A 19,769-nucleotide genomic window follows, 5' to 3' on the forward strand; every position below is an offset into this window, starting at 1 on the left:
GTCGGCGTCGCGAGTTCCCTCAGGCCTCCCGGTCGCGACGATCCGAGAGTCCCTCCGCCAGGTCCAGGTCGCGCAGCGCACGCCGCAGCACCTCGTCGTCGATGCGACCGGCGTCGCGTTCGTTGATGAACACCTCGCGTTGGACCTGCACCAGCCGCGTCCGCATCCGGTTGTACGCCTCGGTCGGGCTCTCACCGATGTCCTCGGCGTTGCGACCGAGTTCCTCCCAGGCCAGGTTCTTGCGGGTGTGGATCCAGTGCCGCAGCATCAGGACCTGTTTGTGGCGTGCGTCCTCCTCGGCGATGTCGGCGGCCAGCTCCTCGAGTTCGGCGACGGCCGCCTGACCCGCTCGATCCTGGGCGGCGGCCAGCGCCACCAGGTCGGACTGGCGCTCGGTGCCGTGTACGCGCAATGCCACGATCACCCACGGCAGGGTGGTGCCCTGGATGAGCAACGTGCCCACCACCACCACGAAGGTCAGGAAGATGATCTCGTCGCGACCGGGGAACGGGGCCCCGCCGTTCACGGTCAGCGGGATGGCGAAGGCCGCCGCCAGACTGACCACCCCCCGCATCCCCGACCAGCTGGTCACCACGATCGCGCCCACCGTCGGGGCCTCCTCGCGGCTGCGGATGCGCGGTATGAGCCGCGGCAGGTAGGTCGCCGGGAACATCCAGACGAACCGCGACACGATGACCACCGCGAGCACCGCGATCGCCGACCAGGCCATCACCCCGATCGGATGACCCGACAGACCCCCGATCACCTGGGGTACCTGCAATCCGATGATCAGGAACACGAACGATTCGAAGATGACATCCAGCGACCGCCACACCGCCGTGTCCTGCATCCGGGTGAGGTAACCGGCGCGCGACGACCGTTGCCCGAGGAAGACGCCGGCGACCACCACCGCGATCACACCGGACGAGTGGATCTCCTCGGCGATGAGATAGGTCCCGAACGGGACCAGGATGCTGATCGCTGTCTCCATCGGCGGATCGTCGAGCCAACGGCGTACGTACCCGACCGCGATCCCGATCACCAGTCCGACCACCGCGCCGCCGACCAGCGCGACCGCGAACATCAGCAACCCGTCCCACGCCGACGTCGCGGTTCCGACCACCGCGGCCAGTGCCAACCGGTACGCGGTCAGCGAGGTCGCGTCGTTGAGCAGGCTCTCCCCACCCAGCAGGGTGGTGATCCGTCTGGGTAGACCGAGTCGTCGTCCGATGGCCTGCGCGGACACCGCGTCCGGTGGGGCGACCACCGCGCCGAGCACGAACGCGGCCGCCCACGGCAGGTCGGGGACCACCCAGTGCGCCACCAACGCCACGGCCAGCGTGGTGAACAGCGGCAGGCCGATCGCCAGCAGGCCGATCGCACGGGCGTTCCGGCGCAGGGCCATGTACGAGCTGTCCCGGGCCGCGGAGTACAGCAGCGGCGGCAGGATGACGAACAGCACGAGGTCGGGGTCGAGGTGGAAGTCGGGCACCACGGGGGTGAGCCCGGCGCAGATGCCGAGCACCACCAGCACCAGCGGCGACGCGATCTGATAGCGACGGGCCAACGCGGCGATCGCGAGGGCCGCGACCGCGACGATCACCAACGCCTCGTTCACGCAGTCTCCTGATCGGTCTCGATGTGCCGGGTGGGTGACCGTGGCCCGGCGGATGTGTGGGGCGGGGATGTGCGGGATGATGGGAGGGTCCCGAAGAGAACATATCGGGTGTCGTGAAGGAGAGAGATGCGACCGACTCGTCGCTCGGTGATGCACCGGTTGATGCGACCGCAGGATCTGCAACCGCAGGGGTGTGAACATCTGCTCGGCGCGCCCGGACCGGAGCAGGAACCACCCGCCGACGGTGACGACCCCGATGACCTGACCTACTGCCGGGACTGTTGGGCCGACGGTCGTGAGGTGTGGGCGCACCTGCGCAAATGTCTGCAGTGCGGACACGTCGCGTGTTGCGACTCCAGTCCGCGCAGGCATTCGGACGCCCATTTCAAGGCGTCCGGCCACCCGGTGATGCGGTCCGTGGAGCCCGGTGAGCACTGGCGCTGGTGTTTCGTCGACCGCGAGGTCGGTTGACGATCAGCCGGTGGTGAGCAGGCCGGGAGATGCGAACTCCGGCGGTGGGTCGTCCCGCTAGGCTGGTCGGCGATGACCAGTGATCCTTCTGTCCCACCGGTGAGCCCGGGTTCTGTTCCACCGGCGACCCCGGGGTCCGCGCTCGGCCGCATCGGCACCCCGTACGCGCCGTCGGCGACGCGGGTGATGTTGCTCGGCGCAGGCGAACTCGGCAAAGAGGTGGTGATCGCCTTCCAACGCCTGGGTGTGGAGGTCATCGCCGTCGACCGATACCCGGACGCGCCCGGTCACCAGGTGGCGCACTCCTCGCACGTCATCGACATGACCGACGGTGACGCGGTGCTGGAACTGATCGAACGGGTCCGGCCGCATTTCGTGGTCCCGGAGATCGAGGCCATCGCCACCGACGTCCTGCTCACCGCCGAGCGGCGGGGACTCACCGAGGTCATCCCGACCGCGCGGGCCACCCAGCTGACGATGAACCGCGAAGGTATCCGGCGGCTGGCCGACGAGGAGTTGGGGTTGCCCACCTCCCCGTATGCCTTCGCCGATTCCGCCGACCAGGTCGTCGCCGCCGCGCGGCGTATCGGGTACCCGTGTGTGGTCAAACCGGTGATGAGTTCGTCGGGTAAGGGGCAGACGGTGCTCCGCGGTCCCGACGACGTCGCCGCTGCCTGGGACACCGCCGTGTCGGGCGCCCGCGTGACCGGGGGACGGGTCATCGTCGAGGGGTTCATCGAGTTCGACTACGAGATCACCATGCTCACGGTGCGCACCGTCGACCCGGCGACCGGTCGTCTCGCCACCCTGTTCTGCGCACCCATCGGTCACCATCAGGTCCGCGGTGACTTCGTCGAGAGTTGGCAACCGCAGGAGATGAGCGAGAGCGCCCTCGGTGCGGCCACATCGGTGGCCGCCCGCATCGTGAACGCCCTCGGCGACGGTGGGCTCGGCGGCCGCGGCGTGTTCGGTGTGGAGATGTTCGTCAAGGGTGACGACGTGTACTTCTCCGAGGTCAGTCCGCGTCCGCACGACACCGGTCTGGTCACCCTGGCCACCCAGCGGTTGTCGGAGTTCGAGATGCACGCGCGAGCGATCCTCGGTCTGCCGGTCGACGTGACGTTGGCATCACCCGGCGCGGCCGCCGTCATCTACGGTGGGCTCGCCGAACGCGGCATCGCCTTCGAGAACGTCGCCGCGGCGCTCGCCGTGCCCGAGACCGACCTGCGCCTGTTCGGCAAGCCGGAGAGCTTCCCCCGGCGGCGCATGGGGGTGGCGATCGCCACCGCGGACGACGTCGCAGAGGCTCGCAGACGTGCGGTCGCGGCCGCCCGCACGGTGCGTCCGGTTCCCGGGCCCCGGCGTCCCGCTCCGCCGGAATCCCCTCCTGCCGGGCGGGAGCCCGCATCCGACGCCGCCGGAGCCGCGGATCCGCCGGGGACCGCCCCGATCTCGGCTGCCGCCTTGTTCGACGACGACACCGGCCACCGCGGTTCGGAGCCCGCGCCGATACGGCCGACCACCGGTCGGGACGGCTAGCGGCGTGTCCGCGGGGTGGGAGGTGGTCACGGGTCTGGTGATCGTCGTCGGACTCTTCGGCATCCTGCTGCCCGTGCTGCCCGGTGTCAGCCTGATCGCGGTGGCCATCGGCGTCTGGGCCATCGTCGTGGGCGGCTGGGCGTGGATGGTGTTCGCGGTCGCCGCGGCGTTGCTGCTCATCTCCGGTGTGACGAAGTACCTGCTGGCACAGTCGTCGATGAGCCGGGCGGGGGTACCCACCCGGACGGTGCTGGTCGCCGGCGGGCTGGGCATCGTCGGGTTCTTCGTGGTGCCGGTGGTCGGGCTGTTCCTCGGTTTCGTACTCGGTGCCTTCCTCGCGGAGTGGGTGCGGTTACGCGATCCGCGGGCCGGTTGGCAGGGGGCGAGGACCGCGATCCGGGCCACCGGCCTGGCCCTGCTCATCGAACTCGTCGGTGGACTGTTGGCGAGCGCCTCGTGGCTCGCCGGCGCAGTCGCGCTGTGACTCGATTCAGCGGCCGGTGTAGGTCGCCTTGCCGGGGCCGTTGTCGAGGAAGCTGCGCACCGCGCCCTGCAGGTCGTCGGTGGCGAACAGGTCCCCGGAGACCTCGGGGGTGATGTCGTCGGCGTGGGCGACCCCACCCGACCGCCAGGCCGCGATGATGCGTTTGGTCGCGTCGTGGGCGCGGGTGGGACCGTCGGCCAACCGGTCGGCCAGCGCGCGGGCGTCGGCATCGATGTCGTCGGTGACGATGTTCACCACGCCCCAGTCGTGCAGGGTGGCCGCGTCGTAGAGATCTCCGGTCATCACCAGTTCCCGGGCCCGACCGGACCCGGCGCGTTCGGCCAACCGCTGCGGACCGCCCATCGACGGCGTCAGTCCCACCACGATCTCCACCAGACCGAATTTCGCCTTCGGTGCGGCGACGATGATGTCGCAGGCCAGCGCGATCTCGAATGCGGCGGTCAGCGTGAGCCCGTGCGCGGCGTAGATCACCGGGCAGCCCAACTGCTCCAACGGGTGCGCGACCTCGTCGAACAGGCGCCGCCACAGTGCTGCCCCCCGCTCCGGCGTCAACCCGGCGAAGACGTGTACGTCCACCCCCGCCGAGTTCGCCTTCCCGTCGGCGCGGAGCAACACCGCCCGCGGCGGGTCCGCGGTCAGCGACGCCACGTCGGCGACCAACGCGTCGAACATGGCGTCATCGAAGAGGTTCAGCGGCCCGTGCGCGAAGGTCAGCGTGGCCACCTCCGCACCCAGTGCGGTGGTGGTGCGCTCGAGACGGGTCGGGTGCTGGTCGGGTGTGGTCATGTCTCGCATCCTGTGTGCCGGGCGGCCGGTGCGGCCGGTGCGACGCTCAGTCGCGGGCCGGTCGGCCGATGGGGATGATCAGCGGACAGCCGAACACCGGGTCCTCGATCACCCGGGCGTTCAGATCGAACGCCTCGCGCAGCATGTCCTCGGTCACGATGGTGCCAGGTGCACCCGACGCCAGGATCTTCCCGTCCCGCATCACCACCACCTGGTCGCTGTAGCGCACGGCGAGGTTCAGGTCGTGTAACACCATGACCACGGTCTTCGACCGCTCGCTGCGCAACCGGGTCACCAGCTCCAGCACCTCCACCGCATGCGCGAGGTCGAGGTAGGTCGTCGGCTCGTCGAGCATCACCAGGTCGGTCTGCTGGGCCAGCACCATCGCCATCCACACGCGTTGACGCTGACCACCGGACAGCGCGTCGATGCCACGGTCGGCGAGATGGTCGGTGTTGGTCAGCACGAGTGCCTCGTCCACCGCGGCCGCGTCGTCACGCGACCACTGCCGGTACCAGGCTTGATGGGGGTGCCTGCCGCGTGACACCAGATCCGACACCGTCAGCCCGTCGGGCGCCTCGGGACTCTGCGGCAGCAGACCCAGCGTGCGGGCGACGTCTTTGGTGCGCTGGGTGGCGATGTCGGTTCCGTCGAGCACCACCTGTCCCGCCGTCGGTTTCAGCAGTCGGGCCATCGACCGCAGCAGTGTCGACTTCCCGCAACCGTTGGGCCCGATGATGGTGGTGATCTTCGCGCTCTCGATCTGCAGGTCGAGGTCCTCGATCACCGACCGCTCGCCGTAACCGACGGACAATCCGGTCGCCTGCAGTCGGGAAGCGGTCACCTCCTCGGTCGACTTCTCCGTGTGGACACTCATATCGCGGACCTCCGGGCCACTCGGATCATCAGATGGATCAGTACCGGACCGCCGATCCCCGCGGTCACCACGCCCACCGGCACACCCTCGGGCAGCAGCGTCCGGCAGAGCAGGTCGGCGCCCAGCACCAGGCAAGCTCCGACCAGTGCGGATGCGACCGGCGGGGGAGTCGCGGCACCGGTCAACCGCATGGCGATCGGCGGGGCGAGCAGGGCGACGAAGGAGATGGGGCCTGCCGCGGCGACGCTCACCGCGGCCAACGCGACGGCCAGCAGCAGGATCCAGGCGTTGGCGGTGGTGACCCGCACCCCCAGCGACCGCGCGACGTCCTCACCGAGCGCTGCGATCCCCAGCTGCCTGGTGCCGACCACCATCGCGGCCAGCGCCACCGCGAGCACGCCGACCATCGGCCACACGTTGCTCCACGAGGCCTGCGCGACCGACCCGACGATCCACTGTTGAGCCCGGGCGGCGTCGTTGAGTTGTGCTCGCACCAGCAAGAACGACACCACCGCGCTCAGCGCCCAGGCCAGGCCGATGCCGACCAGGACGAGCCGGAACGCCTCGATCCCGTTCTTCCAGGCCAGGACGTACATCGCGAACGCGGCGCCGAGTGCCCCGATGAACGCCCCCATCGGTGTCGACACCGTCCCGGCGATACCCAGACTCGATCCGAGGGTGATGACGAAGACCGCGCCGACCGATGCGCCGGTGGTGATACCGAGGACGTCGGGGGTGGCCAGCGGATTGCGGGAGATGGCCTGGGTCAACGCCCCCGACATCGCCAGTCCGGCACCGACCAGCAACGCGACCAGGGCCCGCGGCAGTTGCACGTCGAGGACCACCACGTTCTCCACCCGGGTCCCCCCGCCGAGCAGGATCCGACCCACGTCGAGCAGGGAGAGCGGGTAGTCGCTGATCCGCACGTCGGCGGCGAAGAGCAAGAGCATGAGCGCGATGGCCACCACGCCGGCGACCGCCGCCCGGGGACGCAACCACCACGAGGTGGGACCGATACGGACCAGGGTTCGTGCGGTCACACCGCCACCTGCCTGCGTCGGACCAGCGCGATGAGGAAGGGCGCCCCGAGCACCGAGAGCATCACCCCGGACTGGACCTCACCGGGCCGGGCGACCACCCTGCCGACGATGTCGCAGAAGATGATGATCGACGCACCCAGCAGCGCCGAGTACGGCACGATCCAGCGGTAGTCGTGACCGCAGAGCCTGCGGGCGACGTGCGGGGCCAGCAGACCGAGGAACACGATGGGACCGCAGGCAGCGGTCGCCGCGCCGGCCAACAGGGTGATCGCCAGGACGCCGAGGCTGCGGATCTCCACCACCCGCACGCCCAACGAGCGGCTGACGTCGTCGCCGAGGCCGAGCACGTTGAGGAAGAATCCGCAGATCACCGAGAGCACCAGGCCGACCGCGACGAACGGCGTCGCGGCGGTGATGACGTCGAAACCGCGACCGGCGATCGACCCGACGTTCCAGAAGCGCCAGGCGTCCAGCGACGCGGTGTCGATGAGGACGATGGCCGAGGTGATGGCCAACAGGAACGCGGTGAGCCCCGTGCCCGCGAGGACCAGGGTCAGCGGACTCGACCCGCTCAACGACGACACCCAGAACACCGCGGCCGCGGCGATGACCGCGCCGAGCAGACCGAACACCATGTACTGGATGGGGGCGGTGATGTGCAGCAGGTACACCCCGCAGACCACCGCGCAGGCTGCGCCGGCGTTGACCCCGAGGATGCCGGGATCGGCCAACGGGTTGCGGGTGAACCCCTGCGCCAGCGCACCCGCCGCACCGATGGCCAGTCCGGCGACGATCCCGAGCACGGTGCGCGGCACCCGGAGGTCGCGCACGATCCCGACCGCGTAGTCGGGGGCGTGGGCGCGGTCGAACAACGCCGTCCACACCTCACCGGGACCGAGGAACCGGGAGCCGATCGCGACGGATGCCACCGCGACCACTCCGATCAGCACGATCAACACGACCAGGATCGCGACGCGTGAACCGGATCCGCGGACGTCGGCCTCGGCGGGCTCGACGGGGCGATCGACGACGGACACGAATGCTCCTCCGGCGGGCGACAGGTCGGTGTTGTCAGGCTAACCTAACGCGCTCGTGAGCCCGACCTCGCATCGGGCCGATCCGGCAGTGTTCAGCGCTTTCCCGGCAGGCTCACAGCAATTCGGTAACGACCGTGCTCCCCGGCGCGATGATGTGGTCAAGTGGTCGGAATCACAGCACACCGACTCGCAACCCTGGGAGATGAGGCAATCGTGAACATGACGGCATGGAAGAAGACCGGTACGCGCCTCGCCGCGACCCTTCTGGCGACCGCGGGCATCGCGGCCGGGAGCGTTGCCGCGACCGCACCGGCGCAGGCGGCGGCACCGAACCTCGCCGTCACCGGCGGCGTCTACTGCCAGTTCGCGCAGCCGGGCACCACCTACGACAAGGTCTGGTCGATGACCCGGTATCTCAAGGTCACCGCGTACGACTTCACCTTCCACAACGTCAACCTCCAGGAGATCAACGGAGGCCGGAAGTTCGCGGCGGAGCTCAAGCCCGGCCAGTCGCTGGAGATCAAGACCACCTGGTTCGGGTGCTTCCCGTCGTCGATCTCGGGTTACGCCTCGGCAGCCGAGTACGAGCCCCTCGGCGACAACTTCGGATTCTGGTTCAACGTCACCCGCATCGACAACCCGTTCGTTCGCTGACCTGCTGCGATCCGGCAGAACGCGCAGAAAAAGGGGCGGCCCGTGGATCGGGCCGCCCCTTCTGCGTGCTCAGGTCCGCTGACCCTCAGACCTTGTTGATCTTGTCCGGCTTGGACGCGGCGAGCATGTCCTCGCGTTCGACGACCTTCACTCGCTCACGACCTTCGGCCTCGCCCAATGAACGCTCGTGCTCGTCCAGCCGATACCACCCGTCCCAGGTGGTGTAGGGGATGTTCTTGGACTCCAGCAGGTCGATCACCGCCTCCTCGGTCGGCGCCGACGGGTGCAACAGGGCGTCGTCGCGCATGTCGTCGAGGATGCATTCGACGGTCTCGTTGGCATCACCCTTGGTGTGTCCGATGAGTCCGATCGGCCCGCGCTTGACCCACCCGGTGGTGTACAGCCCGGTGAGCTGGGTGCCCTCGTCGAAGATCCGGCCTGCCTCGTTGGGGATGACCCCTGCCTGCTCGTCGAACGGGACGTGCGGCAGGTTGTCCGACAGGTACCCGACGGCGCGGTAGATGGCCCCGACCTCCCAGTCGGTCATCTTGCCGGTGGGCTTCACGTTCCCGGTGCCGTCGAGCTGCGTCCGTTCCGTCCGCAGCCCGACCACCTTGCCGTCGTCGCCGAGGATCTCCACCGGACTCTCGAAGAAGTGCAGGAACAGCTTGTGTGGCGCGTCCTTGGGCTCCCGGATGGCGTAGTTCTCGATGATCGTCGCCACCTGGTCGGTGATCTTCGACCCGCGGCGGGCGACGGCCGACCCCTCGTCGTAGTCGATGTCCTCGGGGTCGACGACCACCTCGATGTTCGGCGAGTGATCGAGCTCCTTGAGCTCGAGCGGGGTGAACTTGGCCTGGGCCGGTCCACGCCTGCCGAAGACGTGCACCTCGACCGCCTTGTTCGCCTTGAGCCCCTCGTACACGTTCGGCGGGATCTCGGTGGGCAGCAGTTCGTCACCGGTCTTGGCCAGCACCCGGGCCACATCGAGGGCCACGTTGCCGACACCGATGACGGCGACCTTCTCCTGCTCCAGCGGCCAGGTGCGCGGGAAGTCGGGGTGACCGTCGTACCAGGCCACGAACTGCGCGGCACCGTAGCTGCCGTCGAGGTCCACCCCGGGGATCTGCAGACCGCGGTCGTCGGTGGCGCCGGTGGAGAAGATGGCCGCGTCGTAGTGGTCGCGGATCTCGTCAAGGGTGATGTCGGTGCCGTAGTCGACGTTGCCGAGCAGGCGGACCTGAGGCTTGTCGAGCACCTTGTGCAATGCGGTGATGATGCCCTTGATGCGCGGATGGTCGGGCGCGACGCCGTAGCGGATCAGTCCGAAGGGGGCGGGCATCCGCTCGTAGAGGTCGATGCTCACGCCTCGCTCTTTGGCGGTGTCGGATTTCATCAGGGCGTCGGCCGCGTAGATCCCTGCCGGGCCTGCGCCGACGATCGCCACGCGGAGCGGACGATTGTTCTCGCTCATGTCTGGATCGCTCACTGTTCGTCTCGTTGGAAAGCATGCGGCTCGCGGGCCGTCAGGTGTCCACCACCCAGCGCCCGGGTGATCGACATTCCATGGTAGTTCCCCGGGCTCGGGGGATCGGCAACCGGCAGGTCAGAGCCGGGTCAGGATTTCCTCGGGTCAGGACTTGGCAGTCAGTTCGGGCACCAGTTGGTCGACCACCCACGGGATGGTCAGCACCGTCGGTACCGACATGGCGCTACCGGTGACCTGATCGGCGTAGACCACGTCACCCCGCTTGACCACGTCGAGAGCCTGGAACGCCGGATTGGCCTTGACCTTCTCGGTCGCACCCTCCCAGTCGACCACCACCAGCTTGTCGAGCTTGGACAGCATGCCGAGGTTCTCGTTGGAGATGTCACCGTAGAAGCCGCCGCTCAGGGCGGGCTTCAACGAGTCGGGGAAGGTGTAGCCGAGGTTGGTCAGGGTCTGTCCGCGACCGTCGCCGGGGCTGTAGAGAGACACGCTGCCGTCGGCACCGCCGATGACCACCGCCGCGGTCTTGCCGACCATCTCCGGATGTTGCTTCTTGGCGTCGGCGTACTTCTGCCGGGTTTGGTCGATCAGCTTCTCGGTGGCCGCGGGCATGCCGATGGCCTTGCCGATCTCCTCGGTGGACGACGTCCACGGCACCTGCCAGTCCTGGTACTTCGCGTCGTGCAGCAGCGTGGGTGCGGCCTTCGACAGCGACGCGTACTGGTCCTTGGTCACCGACTGGTTCACCGCGAGGATGAGGTCGGGGTTGGTGGCCAGTGCCTGGGTGATGGTGTCGCCGAGCTGCGACGTCGCGGTGCCCAGCACTGCCGGGGGATTCGCCTTGTCGATGTACTTCTCGTTCCACGGGAACACGTTCGTCTTGCCGCTCGCGTCGGCGAAGGGGGTCAGCGTGGTCGGTTTCAGACCCAGGGCCAGTAAGAGGTCACCGTCACCGGGGCCCATGGTCGCGATCCGCGACGGCTGCTTGTCGATGGTGGTCGAGCCGTACAGGTGCGAGATGGTGACCGGCAGGGCGCCGCTCTCCGCCTTCGCCGAGGAACTGGTCGAGTCGGACGTCTCGGCGGGCGCCGAACAGGCGGTGGCCACCGCCAGGACGACACCGGTGAGGGCGATGGTGAGTCGGCGCACGGCGGTGGAACTCCTTGCTCGTCCGGTTCGTCACGGACGGTTTCCCTGAATGACAGCCAGGTTATGGTTAGGCTTGGCTAAACGAGCCAAGCACGTCGGAAGACCGTGGTCAAACTGCGTCTAGACTCGGGCGCCGTGGCTGACACCGACGTTTCCCCGGCCGACGATCCTCGATCCTGGCGCGACGCGTGGCCGTTCTTCATCGCGGTGGGAGTCGTCGCGGTCACCATCGTCATCGTGGTACTGCTCAACGTGCTGCACCCGGCGTCGGACCGGCTCACCGATTCCGCGTTGATCTCGCGGGTGATCAACGACCAGTACACCGCACGCAACTCTCTCGACTACGCCACATTCCGCGAGTTGACCTGTGCGGATGATGTGAACGCGCCCGATTTTCCCGGCCAGCAGGCGTTCACCGCAGACAACGGCAAGCTGCGCGACACGCAGGGGCAACTCGTCATCGACGAGATCGCAGACACCACGGTCGACGGTGCGCAGGCCACCGCGAACGTCACCTGGCATCGCGCGGGCAAGGACTCGCACACCACCGTCACCGCGACGACCTTGGTCAAGCAGGGTGACGACTGGAAGGTGTGCGGACGCGGTCGGTGAGCGGCACCGGCCGGCGATGTGGAAACCTGGAACACGTGACGTACGCAGGCGACATCTCACCTCGGCAGGCGTGGGACGTGCTGTCCACCGATCCCGACGCCGTCCTCGTCGATTGCCGCACCCAGGCCGAATGGTCGTACGTGGGTGTCCCGGTCGTCGACGAGATCGGTAAATCCGCGCTGTTCATCGAGTGGGTCAGTTTTCCCGACGGGGCTCGCAACAACGGATTCGTCGACGATCTGCGGGCCGCGGGCATCCGCGACGATCAACAGATCCTGTTCCTCTGTCGGTCGGGTAATCGGTCCATCGGCGCCGCCGAGGCCGCCACCGCCGCGGGCGTGGGCAAGGCCTCCTACAACATCCTCGAGGGGTTCGAGGGTGGGCTCGACGCCGACGGTCATCGCGGCACCACCGGGTGGAAGGCCCTCGGTCTGCCCTGGCGGCAGTCGTGATCCTGCCGGAGGGGATGTCGCCGGAGACCCTCGCCGTCCGTGGCGGCCTCGAGCGCTCGCGATTCGAGGAGACGTCGGAGGGTCTGTTCCTCACCTCGGGGTACGTGTACTCCTCGGCCGCCGCGGCCGAGCGGGCATTCACCGGAGAGGACGAGAGATTCGTCTACTCCCGGTACGGCAACCCCACGGTTGCCATGTTCGGCGAGCGCCTGCGATTGCTCGAAGGCGCCGATGCCTGCTTCACCGCGGCCAGCGGGATGGCCGCGGTTTTCGTGGCACTGGGTGCGCTGCTGAAGGCAGGTGACCGGTTGGTCGCGGCCCGTAGCCTGTTCGGGTCCTGCTTCGTGGTCTGCAACGAGATCCTGCCGCGCTGGGGAGTGCAGACCGTGTTCGTCGACGGCGAGGATCTCGAGCAATGGCGTCATGCGCTCTCCGAACCCACCGACGCGGTGTTCTTCGAGACGCCATCCAATCCGATGCAGTCCCTGGTGGACGTGCGCGCGGTCTCCGAGCTCGCGCACCGGGCCGGGGCGAAAGTGGTGCTGGACAACGTGTTCGCCACCCCGCTCCTGCAGAAGGGACTGGAACTGGGCGCCGACGTGATCGTGTACTCGGGTACCAAGCACATCGACGGTCAGGGCCGGGTGATGGGCGGTGCGATCCTCGGGGACGAGGAGTACATCGACGGTCCCGTGCAGACGCTGATGCGCCACACCGGCCCGGCGCTGAGCCCGTTCAACGCCTGGACGCTGCTCAAGGGTCTGGAGACGCTGAGCCTGCGGGTCAACGCGTCGGTCGCGTCCGCGCTGCGGATCGCCGAGTTTCTCGAGGCCGACGACCGCGTGCGCTGGGTGAAGTACCCGTTCCTGACGTCGCATCCGCAGTACGAACTCGCCGTGTCGCAGATGTCCGGTGGAGGGACGGTGGTCACGTTCGAGTTGAACGATCGGAACGGGGTCAGCGGAAAGGCACGTGCGTTCGAGGTTCTCGACGCACTGAACGTCATCGACATCTCCAACAACCTGGGTGACAGCAAGTCGTTGATCACCCACCCGGCCACCACCACCCACCGGGCGATGGGTCCGGACGGACGTGCGGCCATCGGTCTCAGCGACTCGGTGGTCCGCCTGTCGGTGGGGCTCGAGGGTGTGAACGACCTGATCAACGATCTCGACCAGGCGCTGTAGCGAGCGTGCACCGCGCGTGAACGGGATCGTCGACTGGCTCGTCCACATCATCGAGTCCACACCCGCATGGGCGGTGTACCTGGTGGTCTGGGGAGTGGTGTTCGGCGAGGCGTCGGTGTTGCTCGGTCTGGTGCTGCCGGGGGAAACGCTGTTGGTGGCCGGCGGAGTCGCGGCAGCCGTCGGTCCCACGAACGTCGGCTGGCTGTTGACCGGTGCGTGTATCGCGGCCATCGCCGGGGATTCGACCGGATACTGGGTGGGCCGGTGGTCGGGTGGGCGGATAACCCACTCCCGCTTGGGTGCTCGGATCGGCGCGGAGCGCTGGGGCCGCGTCGAGGCCGCGGTCGACACCGGTGGGTTCGTGGCCGTGGTGACCGCGCGGTGGATCGGATACGTGCGCACGCTGATCCCGTTCGTCGCGGGCATGAGCAAGATGAACGTGGTGCGGTACCTCACCGCCAATGTGGTCGGCGGGGTGGCGTGGGTGGTCACCGTCGGCATGCTCGGCTACCTGGTCGGTGCGACGTTGGGGGCGAAGATATTGCTCTACACGGCCATCGCCACGGGTTGTCTGGCCATCCTCTGGTTTGTGTACGGGTGGTTGCGGAGTCGGCAGAGTTCGTCCGGATGATCACCTGATCGTCGTTGCGTAGGGTGAAGTCCGTGACCGCGATCCTGACCAGCGTCGAACGACTGGTGGACGAAGTCCTGATCCCCGCCGCGCCCGAGGTGGACGCCACCGGAGTCATCCCGCGCGAGAACTTCGCGGCCATGGCCGCGGCCGGACTCTTCGGGGTGGCCGCGGGTGGTGACATCCGGCGCATGCCCGAGGTGGGCGAGGCGGTGATCTCCGGTTGTCTGGCCACCGGTTTCGTCTGGGCGCAGCATCACGGAGTGGTGCTGGGTCTGCTCCGCGGCGACAATGCCGAACTGCGGGACGAGTTGCTGCCGTTGCTGACATCAGGGGAGGAGATGGCCGGCGTCAGCTATGCGGGACTGGCGTCGCACGGACGCACGTTGCGGGCGCATCCCGGTTCGGACGGAGGTTTCCGGTTGTCGGGCCGGGCCGCACTGGTCACCGGGTGGGGCATGATCGGCGTGTTGGGGGTGTGGGCATACGACGAGGATGCGGACGCCTCGCATTTCGTGGTGTTACGAGACCCGGGGGCGGTGGCCGGGATCGACGCCACACCACTGAACCTGGTTGCCGCGCAAGCGAGCAACACGGTCAGCCTACAGTTCGACGACGTCGAGGCCAGTCCGGAAGCCGTGGTGGACACGGTCCCGGGCAGCCACCGACCGGCCGGCGCAAACCTCACCATCCGGATGAATGCCGCACTACCGCTGGGGGTCTGCCGCTCCGCATTGCGCTCGCTCGCGGCAACAGACGACGAGAACGCCGCCGAGGCGCTGGCCGCCGGTCAGCGCGCGGTGGCGGACCTGCGAGAGCGGTTGGACGCCGCCCTCGACGACGCCGACCAGCTCTATCGCTACCGGGCGCACGCCAACGAACTGGCCATGCGGCTCGCGTCCTCGGTAGGTGTGGCCGTCGGCAGTCGCTCCGTGCTGGTCGGCTCCGACGCGGACCGACTGGTCCGCGAGGCGCTGTTCTGCTCGGTGTGTGCAACCCGCCCGCCGATCCGAGCCGAGATGCTCAGGCGGCTCCCGGCGGGAGACTGAACCCGCACGCTATGAAGTTCTCAAAGAACATGTGCGTCCGCGGGATACGGGCGCCGGGTGGTTGGACGTCAGGCGGCAGCGCCGGCTTCTTGTGGGTCGAGTCGCATGGTTCGTCGGTTGTAGGCGGGCAGGGGTTGTCGCCTTGGGTCGAGGGTTGCGGGTGGGATGAGCCAGGGGTGTCGGTCGTGGCCGAGGAACACCTCCCACCCCTGGTGGTGCACGGCGGTGTGGCAGGAGCGGCAGAGTAGGCATCCGTTGTCGAGGATGGTCGGGCCGCCGTCGGCGTGGTGGATGATGTGGTGGCAGTCGGTCCAGGAGGCGGGTGCACCGCATTTCACGCAGCACTGGTCACGCACGATGATGGCTTTGCGGAGCGCCCCGGTGAACAGTCTCTTGGTGGCCGATACCGCGGTGGGTACCCCGTGCTGGTCGAGGTCGACCTGGGTGATCCCGGCATCACACCCGGCCAGCAGGGCCGCCCGATCGGAGATGGACCCCAACCACCCCAGGCGCACCGTGTTCCGTTCCGCGATCGGCACGGTGACCACGACTTCGGTTCTGGGTGCTCTCACGGCCGCGTCGTCGGCGGTGGCGCGGACGGCGCAGTCCAGGAGTTGCCCGAAGGCGTCGGCGCGACGTCTGCCCGCGGGTCGTGGGTCGGGTGTGCCGTCGGGTAGGGGTCGTGGTCGTGATGCGGTGTCGACCGCGCAGATCAACCGTTCGCCGGTGAGGACATCGAGGTCGAAGCTGCCCTGCAGGCGTCCGTCGTCACCCTGACGCCAACCCATCTCGTTCAGGGTGGCGTCCTCAGCGGCGGACGTGATGGTGTCGTCATCGGGCGCGGCGGCGATCGCCACTGCACGCGCCAGCCTCATCAACTCCGCGGGACTGGCACCGGAGATCGCCTGACCGACCAACGTGGTCTGCACTTCCGTGATCGCCTCCGAGCCGACCGGCTGCTTGGTACGCGTGCTCACGTGGGCGACCCCACGCACCACCGCGTCGACGTGTTCACCGGACAGGAACCCGTTACTGCTGTACCGATACAGTGACGGCAACTCGCTCAATGCCCGCCCCACCCGCAGACACCGATCCGCCGCAACCGGGGCCATTCCGTTGGCCACCAACAATTCCCGCACCGTCATGCCGGACCGCTTCGCCACCCCCACATGCTCGGCCTGCGCCGCGAGCACCGCCAACACATGATCGGTGACCGCCCGCAACCGCACCGCACCACGGATCGCGTCGACAATGTCGGTATCCGCATCAGCGATGACCGGACTTCCGGATCCGAGCTCATCGACGAGCTGGTCGCCGAGCTCGGTGAGAATCCCCGAGTGCATGGTGGGTCACCCAACCGGTCGCGCAGCGGGAACGAGCATCTGTTCCATCACAACACCTCTCACGGGTTTGGTTGCTGAAGTCAGTCCCTCGTCGTCTCTGTCTGTTGGACGTCTGTGTGGGTCGTGCGGTTCCGCGGCGATCCCATCAGATTCTTCCTTCCTCCTGTCGTACACGTGTTCGACCCGGTGACCATGAGATCCGTGCCGGAGTACCTGTGCTGCAGCATCTCTAACTCGGTGGGCGCGACCGGCCAGGCATGTGAGGTCCGGCGGACGACCTACGATGACGAGCGACACTCCGGCGAACCAGTGGAACCGACTCAGGGGCGATCCTCAGCCCGTCGTCCGCAGCCAACCTGACACGTCGTCGATTAGCAGCGCCACTGCGACAGCGAGTTGCAGACTCCGCCCCCGTCCATGGGCGTCGTGAGGCCTCTAGGTGGAGGCCTTGACGGCGGTGAGTCGGCCGGCGAACGCGTGGTCCGACCACGTGTCCCTTCACGAATGTCGCGCCGATGACCCTGCCGCAGTGCGTTTTTCGAAAGTGGATCCGCACCCCACTCTGACCGTCAGCCGCCGACCGAAACCCCCAGGCCACCAAGCGCCCGCATGACCGTGGCGAACTTCGCTGTCGTCTCGTCCACCTCGGCGTCGGGATCGGACTCGGCAACGATGCCTCCGCCCGCCCAGGCGCGGGCGGTGCGGCGATCCGCGCGCAGTTCGGCGCACCGGATGGCGACCATCCACTCACCGTCGCCCTGTGCATCGCACCAACCGACGGTGCCTGCGTAGAACCCCCGGGGCTCCTCGACCTCCGCGATGATCGCCGCGGCCGCCCGAGTCGGTGTTCCGCAGATCGCCGGCGTGGGATGTAGTGCCAACGCGAGGTCCAGTGCGGTGATCGACGGATCTCGCAGCGTCCCGACGAAGGGCGTTGCCAGATGCCAGATCTCACCCGTGCACCGCAGCTCCGGGGTGCGGGGATAGTCCAGGCGAGTGCAGAGCGGCGTCAGCACCGACGCGAGGTACTCGACGACGAACCGATGCTCCCGCTGGTCCTTCACCGATCGCGCCAAACCCTCGGCCGCCGCCGCATCGCCATCCGGATCAGGTTGTCGAGCAGCAGAACCCGCAAACGGTCGGCAGTACACCCGATCACCCACCTTGCGTACCAGCAACTCCGGACTGGCGCCGACCAACCATCGGCCGGTCTGGTCGGCGCCCGCCGCGGACAGATCGGTGGCGAAGGCGTTGTGATCGGTGTTGGTCCCGGCCAGCGCGGCCGCCACCGCGTCGATCTCCACCGGTCGGTCGGCCACCAGCTCGACCGCGCGTGCCAACACCACCTTGTCGGCCTCACCCGACCGGATCCGTTCCACCACGCGCTCGACACGGCTCCGATGAGTGGCCGCCGCCGGCACCCACTCGGCGACCTCCCAGCGTCGGGACAATGGCCCGGTCCCGATCAATGGTTCGTCCGTCCGGGCCAACGATCCAACCTGCCAGAGCGCGTCCGGTGACCCGGGAGCGAACGAGATCGCGCCGACCACACCGCCCTCCGGACCCGACTCCCGCACCGCGTGGGTCGCGTCTCGGGCGTCGTCGAAGGCGTGGGCGACCTCGCCGGCACGAACCGTGCCATGCGTTCCGGAGAGCAGAAAGGTCACGGATTCAACCTACCCGTGGTCCGATGAATCACCGTGATCGCAAGTCTGCCCACGCATCGGGCCCGCACGGGACAATCCACACGCCATGGCACGACACGCACTTGACAGGACTCGACACCGCCCGGCAATCTGGGCGCCAGGTCATGAGTACCAGCGCAAAGCCCCGGCTTGCTGGTCGGCAACCCTCCTTCCGCGGTGGGGTGCTCCGGGTGACGACCAGGTCCTTCTCCACCCGGAGCAGGGCAAGCGCGGACTCTCCCCGTGGGGCGGGTCCATGACCCGAGGAATCACCATGACGACGATCCTGCCCCGGTCCACCGCATGCTTCGGCACCACCATCCCGACCGCACCCATCGCACCGCTGGCCGCGGTCGCCGGCTCCGACGCGCGGGTCGCCTGCGCATCCGGCCGGGTGCGATACGCCAACCTCGACTACGCCGCCAGCGCACCTGCCCTACAGACCGTGGTCGACGAGATCACCGCGGCGCTGCCGCGGTACGCCAGCGTTCATCGCGGCGCCGGACAGCTCTCACAGGAGACGACCGCCGCCTACGAGGACGCCCGCCGATCCGTTGCCCGGTTCGTCGGCGCGCGCGACGACGACACCGTCGTCTTCACCCGCAACACCACCGACTCGATCAACCTGCTGGCCACCTGTGTGCCCGGCGACACCGTGGTCCTCGACGTGGAGCATCACGCGAATCTCCTGCCCTGGAAGCGGACCGGCGCGCGGATCGTGGAGTGTGCGCAGACCGTCGCCGCGACCCTCACCGCGTTGGACCGGGAATTGGCGGCCCGACCGGCCGCCCTGTTGGCGATCACCGGGGCGTCGAATGTCACCGGTGAGGTGCTGCCGCTCCCGACGCTGGCCACCATCGCGCACCGGCACGGGGCTCGACTGTTCGTCGACGCCGCGCAACTCGCCCCGCACCGGGCGGTGACCATCGCCGACCACGGCATCGACTACCTGGCCTTCTCCGGCCACAAGCTCTACGCACCGTTCGGTGCCGGGGTACTCGTCGGACGCACCGACTGGCTCGACGGGGCCGAGCCCTACCTCGCCGGTGGGGGTGCCAGCGCCGACGTGCCCCGCGAGATCGCCGACGACGATGTGGACACCCGATGGCACCACGGCCCCGCGCGGCACGAGGCGGGCAGCCCGAACGTACTGGGTGCGCTGGCCGTCGCCGCCGCGTGTGACGCACTGATCGAGTGGGGGCCCGAGCGGATCCGCCGCCACGAGCAGTCGCTGCTGGCACGGTTGGACGCCGGTCTGGGTCGTCTGCCCGGGGTTCGGCCGTTACGGATCTGGTCCGACAGCCACGATCACGTCGGGATCGCGGCGTTCACCGTGGACGGGTGGACCCCGCGCGCGGTGGCCGAGCACCTGTCCGACGGGCACGGCATCGGGGTACGTGACGGAAGGTTCTGCGCCCACCCGCTGTTGTCCCGGCTGGGACACCCCGACGGCGCGGTGCGGGTCAGCCTCGGATTGGGCAGCCGGTCCGAGGACATCGACCGACTACTGACGGCGTTGGCCGAACTGTAGACGGCACGCCTCGCGCGGAGGCGCGGCACACAGATCGCCTCGCGCGGAGGCGCGGTAGACAGATCGACGGAGAGGTCGAGATGGCAGAGGAGTCGAAGTGACGGGGGAGCAGAG

19 protein-coding genes and 1 riboswitch are annotated in these 19,769 nt (G+C 68.4%); of the genes, 10 read left to right on the forward strand and 9 right to left on the reverse strand.

Going from position 1 to position 19,769, the window contains the following annotated elements:
• Positions 1-19: 19 nt before the first annotated feature.
• Entirely contained in the window at positions 20-1,618 is a 1,599-nt protein-coding gene (locus BW971_RS01380) for a Na+/H+ antiporter (RefSeq protein ID WP_076475834.1), read from the reverse strand.
• A gap of 126 nt (positions 1,619-1,744) precedes the next feature.
• On the opposite strand from BW971_RS01380, the gene BW971_RS01385 reads away from it, so the two are divergent.
• The 3 genes from BW971_RS01385 (at position 1,745) to BW971_RS01395 (ending at position 4,112) form a co-directional block, all read left to right on the forward strand.
• Positions 1,745-2,089 carry a UBP-type zinc finger domain-containing protein gene (locus BW971_RS01385; protein ID WP_083709156.1) on the forward strand — a complete coding sequence of 115 codons (345 nt, stop codon included), beginning with the start codon at positions 1,745-1,747 and terminating at the stop codon, positions 2,087-2,089.
• A 72-nt stretch (positions 2,090-2,161) separates the two neighbouring features.
• Positions 2,162-3,628 (forward strand): formate-dependent phosphoribosylglycinamide formyltransferase, encoded by a 1,467-nt coding sequence (purT, locus tag BW971_RS01390; RefSeq protein WP_083709157.1) that lies wholly within the window; start codon positions 2,162-2,164, stop codon positions 3,626-3,628.
• A 4-nt stretch (positions 3,629-3,632) separates the two neighbouring features.
• Entirely contained in the window at positions 3,633-4,112 is a 480-nt protein-coding gene (locus tag BW971_RS01395) for a DUF456 domain-containing protein (protein WP_076475836.1), read from the forward strand.
• A 6-nt stretch (positions 4,113-4,118) separates the two neighbouring features.
• On the opposite strand, the gene BW971_RS01400 is transcribed toward BW971_RS01395, so the two are convergent.
• From BW971_RS01400 to BW971_RS01415, 4 genes are read right to left on the reverse strand one after another with little or no spacing between them, the layout of a single operon-like run.
• A complete protein-coding gene (locus tag BW971_RS01400; RefSeq protein ID WP_076476312.1) occupies positions 4,119-4,919 on the reverse strand; it encodes an enoyl-CoA hydratase/isomerase family protein in 801 nt (266 codons plus the stop codon).
• A 46-nt stretch (positions 4,920-4,965) separates the two neighbouring features.
• A complete protein-coding gene (locus tag BW971_RS01405; protein ID WP_076475838.1) occupies positions 4,966-5,796 on the reverse strand; it encodes an ABC transporter ATP-binding protein in 831 nt (276 codons plus the stop codon).
• Positions 5,793-6,836: a FecCD family ABC transporter permease gene (locus BW971_RS01410; RefSeq protein WP_076475840.1), complete on the reverse strand. Its 1,044-nt coding sequence runs from the start codon at positions 6,834-6,836 to the stop codon at positions 5,793-5,795. The genes BW971_RS01405 and BW971_RS01410 overlap by 4 nt, the downstream gene beginning before the upstream one ends.
• Positions 6,833-7,804 carry a FecCD family ABC transporter permease gene (locus tag BW971_RS01415; protein ID WP_234974204.1) on the reverse strand — a complete coding sequence of 324 codons (972 nt, stop codon included), beginning with the start codon at positions 7,802-7,804 and terminating at the stop codon, positions 6,833-6,835. The genes BW971_RS01410 and BW971_RS01415 overlap by 4 nt, the downstream gene beginning before the upstream one ends.
• Before the next feature lie 288 nt (positions 7,805-8,092).
• On the opposite strand from BW971_RS01415, the gene BW971_RS01420 reads away from it, so the two are divergent.
• The gene (locus tag BW971_RS01420) at positions 8,093-8,527 is read left to right on the forward strand and encodes a hypothetical protein (RefSeq protein WP_076476314.1); all 435 of its coding nucleotides are present in this window, start codon (positions 8,093-8,095) and stop codon (positions 8,525-8,527) included.
• A gap of 85 nt (positions 8,528-8,612) precedes the next feature.
• Here the strand turns inward: BW971_RS01420 and BW971_RS01425 are convergent, their stop codons facing one another.
• Both BW971_RS01425 and BW971_RS01430 read right to left on the reverse strand, forming a co-directional pair.
• Positions 8,613-10,001 (reverse strand): FAD-dependent oxidoreductase, encoded by a 1,389-nt coding sequence (locus BW971_RS01425; protein ID WP_076475844.1) that lies wholly within the window; start codon positions 9,999-10,001, stop codon positions 8,613-8,615.
• A gap of 159 nt (positions 10,002-10,160) precedes the next feature.
• Positions 10,161-11,165, reverse strand: a complete 1,005-nt coding sequence (locus tag BW971_RS01430; RefSeq protein WP_076475846.1) for an ABC transporter substrate-binding protein — start codon at positions 11,163-11,165, stop codon at positions 10,161-10,163.
• A gap of 135 nt (positions 11,166-11,300) precedes the next feature.
• Here BW971_RS01430 and BW971_RS01435 point away from each other — a divergent pair, with 135 nt between their 5' ends.
• The 5 genes from BW971_RS01435 to BW971_RS01455 are packed head-to-tail and all read left to right on the forward strand — an operon-like array spanning position 11,301 to position 15,096.
• Complete coding sequence (locus BW971_RS01435; RefSeq protein ID WP_083709158.1) at positions 11,301-11,777, forward strand: Rv0361 family membrane protein; 477 nt, start codon at positions 11,301-11,303, stop codon at positions 11,775-11,777.
• 35 nt (positions 11,778-11,812) lie between these two features.
• Complete coding sequence (locus BW971_RS01440; protein WP_076476318.1) at positions 11,813-12,229, forward strand: rhodanese-like domain-containing protein; 417 nt, start codon at positions 11,813-11,815, stop codon at positions 12,227-12,229.
• Between the two features lie 14 nt (positions 12,230-12,243).
• Entirely contained in the window at positions 12,244-13,416 is a 1,173-nt protein-coding gene (locus BW971_RS01445) for an O-succinylhomoserine sulfhydrylase (protein WP_234974205.1), read from the forward strand.
• A gap of 16 nt (positions 13,417-13,432) precedes the next feature.
• Entirely contained in the window at positions 13,433-14,047 is a 615-nt protein-coding gene (locus BW971_RS01450; RefSeq protein ID WP_076475848.1) for a DedA family protein, read from the forward strand.
• A 32-nt stretch (positions 14,048-14,079) separates the two neighbouring features.
• Entirely contained in the window at positions 14,080-15,096 is a 1,017-nt protein-coding gene (locus BW971_RS01455; protein WP_076476320.1) for an acyl-CoA dehydrogenase family protein, read from the forward strand.
• Positions 15,097-15,164: 68 nt separating this feature from the next.
• Here the strand turns inward: BW971_RS01455 and BW971_RS01460 are convergent, their stop codons facing one another.
• Together BW971_RS01460 and BW971_RS01465 are read right to left on the reverse strand one after the other, a co-directional pair.
• Positions 15,165-16,439 (reverse strand): HNH endonuclease, encoded by a 1,275-nt coding sequence (locus BW971_RS01460; RefSeq protein WP_076475850.1) that lies wholly within the window; start codon positions 16,437-16,439, stop codon positions 15,165-15,167.
• A 569-nt stretch (positions 16,440-17,008) separates the two neighbouring features.
• A complete protein-coding gene (locus BW971_RS01465) occupies positions 17,009-18,106 on the reverse strand; it encodes an isochorismate synthase (protein WP_327200128.1) in 1,098 nt (365 codons plus the stop codon).
• 139 nt (positions 18,107-18,245) lie between these two features.
• A riboswitch (SAM riboswitch) is annotated at positions 18,246-18,361 on the forward strand.
• Between the two features lie 37 nt (positions 18,362-18,398).
• Here BW971_RS01465 and BW971_RS01470 point away from each other — a divergent pair.
• A complete protein-coding gene (locus BW971_RS01470) occupies positions 18,399-19,655 on the forward strand; it encodes an aminotransferase class V-fold PLP-dependent enzyme (RefSeq protein WP_076476323.1) in 1,257 nt (418 codons plus the stop codon).
• Positions 19,656-19,769: the final 114 nt, after the last annotated feature.

The sequence above is a fragment of the Williamsia sterculiae genome, assembly GCF_900156495.1.
GTDB classification, from domain to species: domain Bacteria; phylum Actinomycetota; class Actinomycetes; order Mycobacteriales; family Mycobacteriaceae; genus Williamsia_B; species Williamsia_B sterculiae.